Raw genomic sequence first — 14,091 nt, forward strand, 5'->3', positions numbered from 1 at the left:
TCCTTTAAATTATTTATTGAACTAATATTTCCGGGAAATATACACTATCACATCTTCCATTTTTGAACATTGGATTTATTCTATTTAATATTTCTAACTTTATATCTTCTAATCCTTTAGTGCTAAAATCCTTTGCTTTCTTAGATCTAATAACACTGTTTATAGAATCTTTAATGGCAGCCTGATTTGTCTCAAGTTCTTTTAGTAATTTTTTGTTTTCATAACCTAAAAAAACTTTTGCCTTTAAAAATCTTTTTCCATCTTCGTCAGATAAATTAAGTAAAAATTCACCCATATCATATGTATAAACAGATGTAGCAGGTCTTAGTTGATTATTCATGTTTACATTAACATTTGCCTGTCCATTAGCAGCTTGCTGATTATTTGCTGGTGGAACAGCATTAGCCTGTGTAGCATTTTTTTTCTTTGAAAAAATCATATATCCACCAAAAGCTCCCCCTAAAACTATTACTAATACTAATATGATAATAACAATTGTTTTTCCTTTACTTCCTTTTTTATTTTCTATGTTCTTTTCGCTCATTTTTCCCAGTCTCCCTTTCTATAGAAACTATTAATATGTTAACTCTTCTATTTTTAGCTCTGTGTTCATCTGTATCATTAGGATAAAGCGGTTTAAATTCTCCATATCCTGCTGCAGTAAATCTACTAGGATTTTGCTTTCTAGTCTCAACAAAATATCTTAAAACATTAACAGCTCTAGCAGTAGAAAGCTCCCAATTTGAATCATATTTATAATTATTTATTGGAATATTATCTGTATGTCCTTCTACTATTATGCTATTTGGAAAGCTAGCTATGAGTTTATTTAACTTTTCTAGTATTGGTAAGCTATTATTCTTTATTTGAGCTTGTGCTGTTTCAAAAAGAATACTATCTTTCACCTCTATTATTACACCTTTAGTATCATTTTTTATTTGTACAGAACCTTGTAAATCGTTTTTTTGTACATAATCCCTAACTTTATCATAAAGTTCATTTTCTCGGCCACCTGTAGCAGTACCCATTTTTGTTGTTTCTCCAACTAAAGGTACATCACCATTTTTCATATTAAAATCAAAAATTGTTTCTCCAGAATCTCCAGCCAATACACTCTGAAAAGCACTTGCTACTTGTTTAAACTTTTGAGCATCAACACTGGAAAATGAATAAAGTAATATAAAAAAAGTTAGTAGTAATGTTACAGTATCAGAGTACGTTGCTAGCCATTCATTACCTGTAAGTCCACTACCACCATCTGATTTTTTTTTCCTAGCCATTTTCCGATACCCCTCCTTCAGAACTTGCTGCTGCAGCAAAATTCTTTCTTTCCTCTGGGGATAAATATGATATTAATTTTTCTTCTACAATTCTTGGATTTACTCCAGATTGTATAGCAAGTATTCCTTCTAACATCATTTCTCTTATTGCAGCTTCCTGTTCACTCTTAAATGCTAAGTTAGCTGCCATTGGATTAAATAATATATTAGCTGCTAAAGATCCATAGAAAGTTGTTATTAAAGCTTTTCCCATACCACTAGCAATTTGGCTTGAATCTGAAAGATTACCAAGCATCTGAATAAGTCCAATAAGTGTTCCTGCCATACCAAAAGCTGGAGCATATCCTCCCCAAGCTCTAAGCATATCAGCTCCATCCTTATGTCTTCTTTCCATTTCTGAAATTTCAAGCTCCATAATATCTTTTATAGTTTCTGGTTCTATACCATCAACTACCATCTGTAATCCTTTCTTTAAGAAAGCATCCTGAACTTGATTTATTTCATCTTCTAATGAAAGTAGTCCCTCTCTTCTAGCTTTTCTTGAAAGTTCTATAAATTGGTTTATTATATCTATACTAGATTTTTCACTTTCCCTAAAAGATTGAATTGTTACTTTCATAAGCTTTTTAAACTGGCCAATTGGGTAGTTAACCAGCATTGCACAAAAGGATCCTCCTAGTGTTATTATTACAGAAGACAGGTCCCAGAAAAGTTTTAATTGGCCGACATTATATTTGGTAAGACTTACCATTGCCATTGACCATATCATCATAGCAAAACCAACTACAACACCTATAGCTGTCAAAATATCTCTTCTCTTCATTTTCTAGCTGCCTCCTGTATATTAAATGTAAATATATTCTTTTTATATATTAAAACTTTTTTTATTATATCATCTACTGAATCTATTACAAGGTATTTTTTCCCATTAGTCAATGTTATAAGACTTTCTGGTACAGATTCAATTTTTTCTATGTGATCTGCATTTAAAGTAAACTCCTTGTGGTCTAACCCTGTAACCTGAATCATATTCTCACCCCCGTTAATTTAGTGAAAAGTGAAGAATTAAGAATGAAGAGTATAGGTGGTTTTTTCTTAATAAAAATTAAGAAAAAACTCCTATTTCATTATTGGCTATTTTTAATGAAGTTAACAATAGCTTCCTTTACTCTTCACTATTCACTCTTAACTCTTAACTAATTAAATTATCTTTTTAAGTTAACTAATTCCTGAAGTATTTCATCTCCAGTAGTTATCATTTTACCATTAGCTTGGAAGGCTCTAGTAGCTACTATCATTTCTGTAAACTGTTCTGCCAAATCAACCCTAGACATTTCCAACATTCCTTGGTTTATATCTCCAAAACCTTTTTCATTACTTTCTTCTGCTGGTTTACCTACACCATCTCTAAATAATGGCTCACCTGAGTTTGATGATCTAGAATATAGATTTTTTCCATCCTTTGAAAGTCCTGCTGGATTCTTAAAAGATGTCATTCCAATTTGTCCTAGTGCAACTACCTTATTATCAGCTAAAGTTGCTTTTATAACACCATTAGTATCTACTGAAAATGACTTTATTTTTACTGCTTCATTATCTGTTCCTACTTTATCTGGTATTATAAGGGGAATTAATACTTTAGGGTCTGACACAGCTGGTTTTTGCTGATTTACATCTGGTGGAACAGTATCTATGCTAGGTTTACCATCATCACTATATGTTATATCAGTTCCTTCTATCTTATATCCCATGACCCTTAATCCATTTGATGTTAGAAGTTGTCCATATTCATCTAATGTAAATGAACCATCTCTTGTAAAGTTAAAGGACATCCCTTTAGTATCATCAGGTAGTATATTGTCTGTCAATTCTATGCCATCAGATGATGCTGGCCCCTTACCAACTACAAAATATCCAGCACCGTCTATACCAAAATCTAAAGTATTACCAGTAGGCTGCATATTACCCTGAACTACTATCGTATCAATTCCTGCTACTTGAGTTCCTAAACCTACTTGACTTGGATTTGTACCACCTATATTTGTTCCAGCCCCAGTACTTTCTCTCATACTTTGACTTAACATATCCTGAAATCTAACTCTTTGAGATTTAAAAGCTGTAGTTGATACATTGGCTATATTATTTCCATTAACATCTAGCTTTATCTGATTAGCTTGCAACCCACTAATTCCTGAATACATTGATCTTAACATATATCTAATTCCTCCAACTGTTTTTATAATTTATGTTCTGCTTCAATCACTCCACAGAACTAGACATCCCAATTCTAGGTCCTGCCTATAGAATTATCAATCCATCAATATTTGTAATTACATTGCCTTCACTGTCATTTTTATTTAACGCAGTTATAATGGTTCTATTTTTCATACTGGTTATTAGTGCAACATCCTTATACAATATTACACCTTCTTTACAGCCTTTCTCTTCTCCCTTATTTATAGCTTCATTGATCCTTTTCATATCGCTTTCATTAAATGCTATATTTCTTTCTTTTAATCTTTCTAAGGCATGACTTGAAATAACAAAACCATCTTTTTTATTTATCTCATTTTCTAATATGTTTTTAAAATCTGAAGATTTATTGCTTCTACTATCTGTTTTACTAGATGAAACATTATAGTTTTGAAAATCTCCAATAAACTGTATTCTTCCATTAATAACCCTGTATCCCATGGTTATTTAAACCTACTTTCCTTATACCTGAACATCTTTATTTTCTTCTGGTTTTTCAGCTTCTGGCTTATTATTTGTATCTTCTCCTGAAGCATTGTTATTATCATTTGGCTTGTCTATAAGTTCTATTACATCTTCCATTCTAAACTTTTTGATGTCAGGAACAGTATTCCCATTTTCATCCTTCTTTTCTCCGACAGCAATATTAAGCATTACTGTATCTCCATCTTTAGAAACTCCAGTAACTTTACCAGAATACAAAGTTCCATTTTCGTTTATTTTATTTACCATTACAGTTTTTCCTACCAAAGAAGATGCTCCCATAAATTTCATGCTACTATTTAAATTAGCCATCTGTTCAAGTGATGAAAACTGCGCCATTTGAGCTACAAATTCTGTTCCATCCTTTGCATTAGTAGGATCTTGGTGAGATAACTCTGCAGCAAGAATTTTAAAAAAAGCATTTTTATCTAATTCCTCGCCTGGCTTAACTATTCTAGTTCCCTTAGGCGTTTTAGTAGGATTCGCTGCACTGGTTTTTTGAATTGTAGATGAACTATCTGCCATAATTCTACCCCCTAGGCAAAAATATTTAAGTTTCTTATATCATTGCTAATATTGTTTTCTGATACTTCTTCCACATCGTCTATTACATTATTCTTATTTTCATTACCTCTATTATTTCTACTTCCCTGACCTCTTTGCTCCTTGTCTTTAAAGAAAGTAGTATCCTCATATAGGCTTAATGAAAAGTTTTGAATTTTTATATTGCTATTCTGCAATTTATCATTTATATCAGATATATTAGCATTTAATAAATTAAAAGCTTCTTTATTATTAGCAGTAATATTTGCTTTCATTTTGCCATTTTCCATAGTTACATTTATAACTATTTCACCTAATTCCTTAGGATTTATTTTTACTATTAAATTCTTAGAGTTATTTATATCCATATATTTTACAGCCTTTATAACATCTGAAACTATGGTATCTTTATTCACAACCAACTTTTCTGCTGAAACTAGTTCTGCATCTTGTGTTTTATTAAGTGAATTAAAATGATTTATAAAATTTACTGCCTTTGAAAATTTGTCTTTTTTATCATCTTCGCTAATGCTTTTTAAAATCTTTTCTTCTGCACTAGGTCTGTTATCTTTTAATTGCTCATTTCCTTTATTATTACTATTTTTGTCCTCAGATATAGTAACCTTTTCTATACTTTCTGGAGTAATTATAGGTTGTTCATCTTTAGAAATAGCTGTTTTTAATCCCTTATTATCTACTTCAGCCATTTTTAAAATTTCTTTTTTAATCTCTCCTATAATTTCTTCTTTTGGAAGACTGCTATTTTCCTGAACCTTTACCTCTACAGCACTTGCTAATTTCTCTTGTAAAGAATTTACTAATTCTTTAACTAAAGGAATATTTTGTTCATTACTTAACTTATCAGTTACCTTACTAGTAAATAGAGAATTAAGTTTATCTTTTATTCCATTTACTAATTCTTTAGTATCAACTTTTTTGTTTGTTGTATCTAAATATGCATTACTAATTGAATTATCTATCAATTCACTAATTTGTCCTAATAAATTTTCTTCATGAAGATTATTATTAGAATTAATTAAAAGTTGTAGTAATGAAATTAAATCTTTACAATTTAAATTATCAAGATTTATATTTTCTGAGGAAAGTAATTGATTTAATTTTGCTAAATCATTAACTTCTATTTTCTCTATTTTTTCTTCAGGTACTCCAGCTTTTCTTAGTAAATTTCTAATCTTTTCATCATCTTTTGTAGCTTTTAAACTTTTATCATTATTACCTTGATTTGATGAAACTTTGTCCTGTTTTGATGTACTATCACATTCATTGTTACTCTTTGAATTTAATGTTTTTACAGAAGACTTTTTAGTAAAAGTATTTTTTAATACCTTTGTAAACTCTCCATTATTATTTTGAGAATTATTCTGAGAAACATTTAAACTTTGTGATGTACTGTTGTTAGCATAACTATCTCCTAATATCATTCCTATATCATTATTCATTTTCTCACCTCCTTTCACGATTTCTTAAGTATCCATATAGTGCAAATTCATCATTAACTCTTTGCTCCTTAAGGTTTTGCTCTTTAATAAAACTTTGTAAGGATTTTTCTTTTAAAATTTCTACAGTTTTTCTATCTACCTGTTTTTGTGTCAAATCTACTCTTACTTCTTCTACCAATTCTTCTTTGCGTTTCAATTCTACTTCAGTTGTCTCTATAGAAGAATTTAACGATACTAAATACTGATGTTTAATTTTTCTATCTATTATAGAGTCATTTGAATTTATAGTATTATATTTATCATAGTTATCCTTTAATCTAACTAACTTATTTTCTACTTCTTCTTTCATTGCTTGCACTTGCTGAAATTTTCTTTTATATTCTTCTTCTTTATCTATTCTTATATCTAAAAGTTTCTGAAGTCTAAATTTATACCCTCTCATTTAATCACCCCACCATACTCATAGTTGACAGTTGACAGAGGACAATTTTTAGTACTTAAAAATAATTTTCTTTAATTGTCTTCTGTCAATTGTGAATTGTCCACTAACTAAGTTAAGTGTTCTTTATGTAAATATACTTTTTAGCCATTTAACTGTATCTTCAAAATTCGTATGTTCATCTACTTTTTGTTTTAAAAACGAATTTATTTTATCTATATAGTTAATAGCCATATCAACTTTTTTATTACTTCCTTTAACATAAGCACCTATATTTATAAGATCCTCTGAATCTTTATAAGTAGCAATTAAATCTCTTGCCAAAGATGCTGTAGCTTTATGATCTTTATCTGCTATTTCAGACATAAGTCTGCTAATACTACTTAATACATCTATTGCAGGATAATGGTTTTTAGCAGCCAAAGCACGCGATAAAACTATATGACCATCTAATATACCCCTAACAGCATCGGCTATAGGCTCATTAAAATCATCACCATCTACCAGTACTGTATAAAATGCTGTTATGGAACCTTTATCTGACATACCTGCTCTTTCCATAAGCCTTGGTAACATAGCAAACACTGAAGGTGTATATCCTTTTGTAGCAGGAGGTTCTCCTATAGCTAGTCCAATTTCTCTTTGGGCCATGGCAAATCTTGTTACAGAATCCATCATTAATATAACTTTTTTACCCTTATCTCTAAAGTACTCAGCTATAGCTGTAGCTGTAAATGCACCTTTTAATCTTACCAATGCTGGTTTATCAGAAGTAGCACAAACTACTATACTTCTTTTCATGCCCTCTTCTCCCAAATCTCGTTCTATAAAATCTCGAACTTCTCTTCCTCTTTCACCAATAAGACATATTACATTTACATCTGCCTCTGCATATTTTGCAATCATTCCTAAAGTAGTACTTTTACCAACACCACTTCCTGCGAAAATTCCAATTCTTTGTCCTTCACCACAAGTTAGAAATCCATCAATTGTTCTAACTCCAGTTGGAATAACATCTTTAATTCTTCTTCTTTTTAACGGATCTGGCGGCTCACTGTCTAATAAATAAGGAGTTCCCTCTTTTAATTCTTCATCATCTAGTGGCTTACCAAGTCCATCAATAATTTTACCAAAAAGCTCCTCAGAACATTTCACATTAAGAGCTTTTCCGCTAGGAACTACCCTGCATCCTGGTGATATACCTATTAGTTCTCCAAGTGGCATAAGTATTACATTATTTTCTTTAAAACCTACCACTTCACAGGTTATAGCATTATTTTTTTCATTATAAATATTACATACTTCTCCTATAAAAGCTCTTATTCCTTCCACTTCTATAGTAAGACCTATAACCTTTTTAACTATTCCTTCTTTATAATAAAAGTCACATTCCTTTATTTTTTTGTTAATATTTGCGAAATCTATAAATTCCATTAGTACACCCCAATATTTTGTTAATGCTAATAATTGGATATTATAGGCAAAGTATTTCCTTTATTTTTTCTAAAATAAATTCCATACTAATTATAATTTTACCATTATCCTTTTCTATAATAGCTTTACCTTCTTCTAGAGAATCATCACCTATTATAAAAATATCCCCTTTAAAAACATTTTGCTCTTTCCATAAATTTATTTTGGATTCTACTTCATCTTTATATAGACTTCTACATCTTATAATTATTGTTTTAGAATTCTTTTCATTTTCAACAACTTCTATTATCATATTGTTTAAGCTGTCACTATCTTTAATTTCACTTTTCAAAGTATTTTCTATGATGTTTTCTACAAGTCTTTTTATTTCAATTTTCTTTTTTTCAAGGTATTTTATGTATTCTTCTTTTGCACTTCTTATAATGTTTTCAGATATTGTTTCGGCTTCTTTTAACATAGACTCTTTTTCTTTTGTTGCCTTTTCAATATTCTTAGTATAAGCTTCTTCATATGCATCATTGTATCCTTTTTCTTTTCCCTCTTCATAACCTTTTTCATATGCCTTAGGATAAGCTTCATCTTCTATCCTTTGCGCTTCTTCATAGGCTTTGGATAAAATTTGTTCTCCCTTTTTTCTAGAATTTTCGAGCATAGTTTTTGCTAAGCTTTCATAATTATCAATAAATTCCTTAGCATTCACTTCTTTTTTAACTTCTACTTCTTTTTCTTCAGGTGGGGAATACTGAGTAATTATTTCTTTTTTCCCTACATTAACTATGCTGGCGTTTTTTATCACCTTATACAATGATTGCATCGTCTCCACCTCTTGATATTACTATTTCTCCAGCTTCATCAAGTCTTCTTATTATGCCAACAATTCTTTGCTGTGCTTTTTCAACATCCATAATTCTTACAGGTCCTAAGAATTCCATATCCTCTTTTAATGAAGTTGCTGCTCTCTTAGATTGATTTCTAAATATAACATTTGCAACTTCTTCTGAGCAACCCTTCAATGCAAGAGCCAGTTCTTTTGTTTCCACTTCTCTTAGTACTCTCTGTATTGATACATCGTCTAATGTAACAATATCTTCGAATACGAACATGGATTCCTTTACCTTTTCTGCTAATTCTGGGTTTTCTCTCTCTAATGCTTCTGTTATATTCTTTTCTGTAGTTCTATCAACCTGATTTAATATATCAACTATTGTAGGAACTCCTCCTATTGACTTAACATCTGATCTTACTACAGAAGATAGTTTTCCATCTAATACTCTTTCTATTTCCTTAACTACCATTGGAGATGTATTACTCATAGTAGCAACTCTAAAAGCTACATCTCCTTGAATATCTTCAGGTAAAGCAGAAAGAATTTGTCCTGCTTTATCTGACTGAAGATAACATAATATAAGTGCAATAGTCTGAGGATGCTCATTAGATATTATATTTAGAAGCTGACTAGCTTCTGCCTTTCTTGCAATAGCAAAAGGCCTAAATTGCTGAGTAGCCTCTGTAACCTTATCTAGTATTTCCATAGCTCTTTGGCTTCCCAGCGCCTTACCAAGAAGGGTCTTAGCATATTCTAAGCCTCCTTCTATTAAGTAATCTTTGGCTTTGTTCATATTTATGAATTCTTCAAAAATTCTTTGTTTTTGTTCTGATTTCACCGCAGTAATATTAGCTATCTCATAGGTTATTTTTTGAATTTCTGATTCTGGTAATTTCTTAATAATACCAGCTGCTGCTTCAGGACCTAGAGTAATAAATAGTATAGCTGCTTTCTGAACACCAGTTAATTTATCATTTTCGTCACCTTTAGCCATATACTATCACCTCTCATCCTCTGCTAACCATGATTTAATAATATCTGCAACTTGTTCTGGCTTTTCTGTAGCATATTTTCTAATTTCTTTTTCAATATGAGTCTTTTCATTTTCTACATCTAATTGAATTGGTTTAAATTTAGCTTGCTCTTCTGCTGGTGTATCATCAGCTATAACTACATCTATACCCTGTGTTTCCATATCTTCTTCTATATCCTCTTTTTTCTTTCTGCGAATTAAGAATGTAATTAATCCAATTACAGCTATACCTGCTAATATACCTAAACCTGTATACAATTTCGCACGTTTTTGTGCTTCTTCTTCTTTCTTCATTTCCTCTAGATCTTTATTTACTTTTTCTTTTGCAGCAGTATCAAAAGGAATTCCTTCTACACTTATGGTATCCCCTCTCTTTTGATCATAACCTACTGCAGATGCAACTGAATTTGTAACAGCAGTTCTTGTAGCATTATCTAGTGTACCATCTAATACTACAGAAACAGTTAATCTTTCAACAGCTCCTGGTGCTTTAATAGTTTTGTCCTGAACTTTTGATATTTCATAATTTTTAGTATTTTCTTCATGAGTAGTTATACTTCCATCTTTATTTTGCTCTATTTTATTTCCCATAGCATCATCTACAGGACTTCCACTTCCAGCATTTCCAGAATCTTTATTAGTATCTTTTACATTTTTTTCACTGACAACTACATTTTTAGGATCATATGTAACTGTCTCTTTTTCTGTAGCATCAAAATTCAAATCCGTATTTACTTTAACCTTCACTTTATCCTTGCCATAAACAGCTTCTAACATGTTTAATGCTTTATTTTCTAAATTCTTTTCATATTCTCTTTTTAGCCCCTGCTGTTTTTCAGCAGCGCTAGCTGTATCCAAATTATCTTTATTAAATAAGTCCTTAGTTAAGCTTCCATTAGTATCATTTATCTCTACATTTTCTTTAGGTAAGTTTTTCACACTACCAGATACTAAAGCTACTATAGCTTTTACTTGATCCTCAGTTAATTTTTTATAAGGTTTCAATTTTAATGTAATTGAAGCTGTAGAAGGAGTAGCATCTTTTATAAAAACACTATCTTCAGGCAAAACCAGATGAACTCTTGCATTGTCTATCTCTGGAAAACCTTTTATTGTTCTTTCTAATTCTCCTTGTAAAGCTCTTTGGTAATTTATCTTCATTTCAGCATCAGTTGATCCAAATTTGCTTTTATCAAGAAGTTCAAAACCTTGACTACCACTAGTCATAGGAACTTCTGATAGAATCTCCATTCTTAAACTGTCCACTTTATCTTTAGGTACCAATATAGAATTACCTTCAACTTTGAAATCCTCTTTCTTTTCTTTTAATTTAGTATAAACAGAGCCCATATCATTATTGTCTATATTTGAGAAAAGTACTGCATATTTAGTACTACCTAGTGAAACACCTAAATATATTAAAGTGGCTAAAACACCTGCTAAAATGGCACCATAAGCTATCTTCTTCTTCATACTCCATTCATTCAACTTTTCTCTTAAACCTTTTACCCATTGGGATAGCTTGTTCATTTCTAGCACTCCTTACTATAACTGCATTCTATTCAACTCCTGATATGCTTCAACTATTTTATTTCTAACTTGAACTGCAAGTTCTAAAGACATTTTTGCTTCTTCTGAATCCAACATTACTTTATGTACGTTAACCTCGTCACCCTTTATAAAGGATTCTGAAGTTTTTTCAGCTGTTATTTGTTTTTCATTAATTTGATCTAATTGTTCTTTTAATGTGCTTAAAAAACTATTTGCTGAATTATCTTCAGTAACTTGATTTTTTTCTTTCCCCATACTCATTTCTTTAAAGATTCCAGTATTCGGTATGAAATCGTTTATTCTCATTTACTAAGTCACCTACCTTCCTATTTCTAAAGCTTTCATAAACATACTCTTTTCCGCATTCATAGAATCTACATTAGCCTCATAAGAACGAGTTGCTGTTATTAAATCTGCCATTTCATTTAACATATTTACATTTGGCATTAATACATATCCATCCTTATCTGCATCAGGGTGAGACGGATCATATACTCTTCTAAATTCTGATTTATCCTCCTTAACTCCTACAGCCTTAACTCCTAATAATTCTTCTTCAGTTTTCCCTGTGTTTTTATTCACTTCTTTAGTTAAATTTTCTTGAAATATAGCTACTTTTCTTCTGTACGGTTCACCATTTTTCCCTCTGGTAGTAGTAGCGTTACTCATATTAGAAGCTATAGTATCTATTCTTAATCTTTCTGCTGAAAGTCCACTAGCACTTATTCTTAAATTATTAAATGCCTTTATCAAATTAACCCCTCCATATTCATATATTTATATTCGTATATTATCTTCCATTTACTATATAACGTTGTGTTGAAAGCCTATTATTAACTTGAGTGATAAGTGCATTATACATCAAAGTATTAGCTGCCTGATTTGCCTTTTCGATTTCAATATCAACATTGTTGCCATCTTGCCTCATACTTGATGAATTGTCTTGCTTTACTTCTATATCTCCATACCTATTTTCTTCACTTATGTGTTTTGGGTTAGTGGACTTAAGTCCCAAATTATCCGAAACTTCCTTTAGCGTTTCCTCAAATGTTACATAACGCCTCTTATAATTTGCTGTGTTAATGTTTGCTATATTATTTTCAATTACTTCACTTCTAGTAGAACAAGCATCTAATGATTTTTTCATCAAATCATAATTCTGCCTATCTATAGACAAATTTACACTATTCATATCCGAATCCCCCAACTTATGTAATTTAGATTATTGTTCATAACCTTACAATAAAACTTTATTTAACTAAATAAAATCTTTTTCATTTAATTAACTTAATTTTTTTCTATTTTATTATTTTTTTAAATCACATTTAATATTTCATTTAAAGGTTATGATTATTATGTACTTGTTTCAATTTTCAACTAGTATATAACTTGTGATTTCCATTAACACAATTATTATACAATATTTTCTTTTATTTTTCTATATGATTTTTAATATATTTTATATTTATATTAAATTTTATATTATATTGTTTACAAATTGTCATTATTTTTATTTTTATATGTAGACAATTTGAAGGATTATATGATTATCAAATTCATTTTACATTATTTTATAATTTTTAGCAAAACAATTTTTGTTATATATATGTTGAAATAGTAAAATATTTATATATTTTGCAAACTCAATTTATTACAATAATATTGGAACAAAAATAGAGGCGCATTTTGTAAAAAAGCGCCTCTATTCTTTAAACAACCTATCTACTTCTTACATTTTCTAATATTCTAAGCACATCTTGTGGAAATTTATTTGATTGAACCATCATAGCATTACCTGCTTCTATTAGTACTCCTGTTCTTGTAAATTGTATCATTTCTTCTGCTATATCCGCATCCCTAATTCTACTTTCGCACTTTTGAGTTGAAGCTTCAAATTCTCCTAAATTATCAAATGTACTTTCAAATTTATTTGAAAGAGCTCCATACTTACTTCTTAAATCAATTATACTGTTAGACGCTGCATCAACTATTTCCAAAGCTTTACTTATATCCTCAGGTTTACTTAAATCCAATTCTTCCCTTAATTTCTTAAGACTTTTATCTGAATCAACACTATTATCTGGGTTAAGCACTCCAACTTTATCCAAAGATAAATCTTTAAATGTAATATTTATGGATTCCCCTGAATTAGCTCCTGATTGCATTGTTTTTTCATCTTCTACACTTAATAATTTTACTCCATTAAACTCTGTGTCTTTTACAATCTGATTGTATCCATCTAACATCTGATTTATTTCACCTTTAATTTGTTCCTTATCTTCATCATTATTTGATCCACTTCCGGCCTGTACCACTAATTCTCTAACTCTATTTAAAATAGAACTTAAAGAACTTAAGGATCCATCAGCAGTCTGCATCATACTAATGCCATCCTGAACATTTCTCTGTGACATCTGCATGCCCCTTATTTGAAGCCTCATTCTTTCGCTTTTGGCTATTGTATTTGGCCCCTCTGAAGCCTTTACCACTTTTTCTCCTGTAGATATATGAGATAAAGCTTTACTATTAGCCTTTAAAGTTTTGCTATACTCTCTGTATATATTAAGAGAGGATAAGTTATGATTTAATCTCATTTCAATCACTCCATAATATTTTTTCATATTTAATCATATAATTATATTAAATTTCATATTTATATATCGTATTTTTTCCAAAAAAACTTTATAATGAAATGAATAAACATTTAACCTCTCAATACGTATGCCTAATTATATTAGTAAAAAGAGGAAATTAAATCTTCTTATAGAATAATTATAACGTACATGACT

The 14,091-nt window shown here is 30.2% G+C and carries 17 protein-coding genes; all 17 read right to left on the reverse strand.

Annotation, left to right across the window (positions count from 1 at the left end):
* Positions 1 to 13: 13 nt before the first annotated feature.
* The 17 genes from T514_RS0111010 to T514_RS0111090 all read right to left on the reverse strand — a co-directional run bounded on the left by T514_RS0111010 (position 14) and on the right by T514_RS0111090 (position 13,896).
* Positions 14 to 544, reverse strand: a complete 531-nt coding sequence (locus tag T514_RS0111010; protein ID WP_027624823.1) for a flagellar basal body-associated FliL family protein — start codon at positions 542 to 544, stop codon at positions 14 to 16.
* Positions 519 to 1,280 (reverse strand): flagellar motor protein MotB, encoded by a 762-nt coding sequence (locus T514_RS0111015; protein ID WP_027624824.1) that lies wholly within the window; start codon positions 1,278 to 1,280, stop codon positions 519 to 521. Before T514_RS0111015 ends, T514_RS0111010 begins: the two co-directional genes overlap by 26 nt.
* Positions 1,273 to 2,103, reverse strand: a complete 831-nt coding sequence (locus tag T514_RS0111020) for a motility protein A (RefSeq protein ID WP_027624825.1) — start codon at positions 2,101 to 2,103, stop codon at positions 1,273 to 1,275. Before T514_RS0111020 ends, T514_RS0111015 begins: the two co-directional genes overlap by 8 nt.
* Positions 2,100 to 2,309, reverse strand: a complete 210-nt coding sequence (locus tag T514_RS0111025) for a flagellar FlbD family protein (RefSeq protein ID WP_027624826.1) — start codon at positions 2,307 to 2,309, stop codon at positions 2,100 to 2,102. Before T514_RS0111025 ends, T514_RS0111020 begins: the two co-directional genes overlap by 4 nt.
* 176 nt (positions 2,310 to 2,485) lie before the next feature.
* Positions 2,486 to 3,493: a flagellar hook-basal body complex protein gene (locus T514_RS0111030; protein WP_027624827.1), complete on the reverse strand. Its 1,008-nt coding sequence runs from the start codon at positions 3,491 to 3,493 to the stop codon at positions 2,486 to 2,488.
* Between the two features lie 85 nt (positions 3,494 to 3,578).
* Positions 3,579 to 3,974, reverse strand: coding sequence for a TIGR02530 family flagellar biosynthesis protein (locus T514_RS0111035; protein WP_027624828.1), 396 nt, complete (start codon positions 3,972 to 3,974; stop codon positions 3,579 to 3,581).
* Between the two features lie 21 nt (positions 3,975 to 3,995).
* Positions 3,996 to 4,541: a flagellar hook assembly protein FlgD gene (locus T514_RS24435; protein ID WP_051542007.1), complete on the reverse strand. Its 546-nt coding sequence runs from the start codon at positions 4,539 to 4,541 to the stop codon at positions 3,996 to 3,998.
* A gap of 11 nt (positions 4,542 to 4,552) precedes the next feature.
* On the reverse strand, positions 4,553 to 6,019 hold the full coding sequence (locus T514_RS25755; protein ID WP_027624829.1) for a flagellar hook-length control protein FliK: 1,467 nt from the start codon (positions 6,017 to 6,019) through the stop codon (positions 4,553 to 4,555).
* Between the two features lie 4 nt (positions 6,020 to 6,023).
* The gene (gene fliJ / locus T514_RS0111050) at positions 6,024 to 6,461 is read right to left on the reverse strand and encodes a flagellar export protein FliJ (RefSeq protein WP_027624830.1); all 438 of its coding nucleotides are present in this window, start codon (positions 6,459 to 6,461) and stop codon (positions 6,024 to 6,026) included.
* Between the two features lie 123 nt (positions 6,462 to 6,584).
* Positions 6,585 to 7,892, reverse strand: a complete 1,308-nt coding sequence (fliI, locus tag T514_RS0111055; RefSeq protein ID WP_027624831.1) for a flagellar protein export ATPase FliI — start codon at positions 7,890 to 7,892, stop codon at positions 6,585 to 6,587.
* Between the two features lie 40 nt (positions 7,893 to 7,932).
* Positions 7,933 to 8,706, reverse strand: a complete 774-nt coding sequence (locus T514_RS0111060; protein ID WP_027624832.1) for a FliH/SctL family protein — start codon at positions 8,704 to 8,706, stop codon at positions 7,933 to 7,935.
* Positions 8,690 to 9,712: a flagellar motor switch protein FliG gene (fliG, locus tag T514_RS0111065; RefSeq protein WP_027624833.1), complete on the reverse strand. Its 1,023-nt coding sequence runs from the start codon at positions 9,710 to 9,712 to the stop codon at positions 8,690 to 8,692. The genes T514_RS0111060 and fliG overlap by 17 nt, the downstream gene beginning before the upstream one ends.
* A 6-nt stretch (positions 9,713 to 9,718) precedes the next feature.
* A complete protein-coding gene (gene fliF / locus T514_RS0111070) occupies positions 9,719 to 11,281 on the reverse strand; it encodes a flagellar basal-body MS-ring/collar protein FliF (protein WP_027624834.1) in 1,563 nt (520 codons plus the stop codon).
* 15 nt (positions 11,282 to 11,296) lie between these two features.
* The gene (gene fliE / locus T514_RS0111075; RefSeq protein WP_027624835.1) at positions 11,297 to 11,608 is read right to left on the reverse strand and encodes a flagellar hook-basal body complex protein FliE; all 312 of its coding nucleotides are present in this window, start codon (positions 11,606 to 11,608) and stop codon (positions 11,297 to 11,299) included.
* A 12-nt stretch (positions 11,609 to 11,620) separates the two neighbouring features.
* On the reverse strand, positions 11,621 to 12,055 hold the full coding sequence (gene flgC / locus T514_RS0111080) for a flagellar basal body rod protein FlgC (protein WP_027624836.1): 435 nt from the start codon (positions 12,053 to 12,055) through the stop codon (positions 11,621 to 11,623).
* A gap of 37 nt (positions 12,056 to 12,092) precedes the next feature.
* Entirely contained in the window at positions 12,093 to 12,494 is a 402-nt protein-coding gene (gene flgB / locus T514_RS0111085) for a flagellar basal body rod protein FlgB (RefSeq protein ID WP_027624837.1), read from the reverse strand.
* 526 nt (positions 12,495 to 13,020) lie between these two features.
* Positions 13,021 to 13,896 (reverse strand): flagellin N-terminal helical domain-containing protein, encoded by an 876-nt coding sequence (locus T514_RS0111090; protein WP_027624838.1) that lies wholly within the window; start codon positions 13,894 to 13,896, stop codon positions 13,021 to 13,023.
* Between the last annotated feature and the right edge of the window lie 195 nt (positions 13,897 to 14,091).

Source organism: Clostridium lundense DSM 17049 (assembly GCF_000619945.1).
GTDB classification, from domain to species: Bacteria; Bacillota; Clostridia; order Clostridiales; family Clostridiaceae; genus Clostridium_AO; species Clostridium_AO lundense.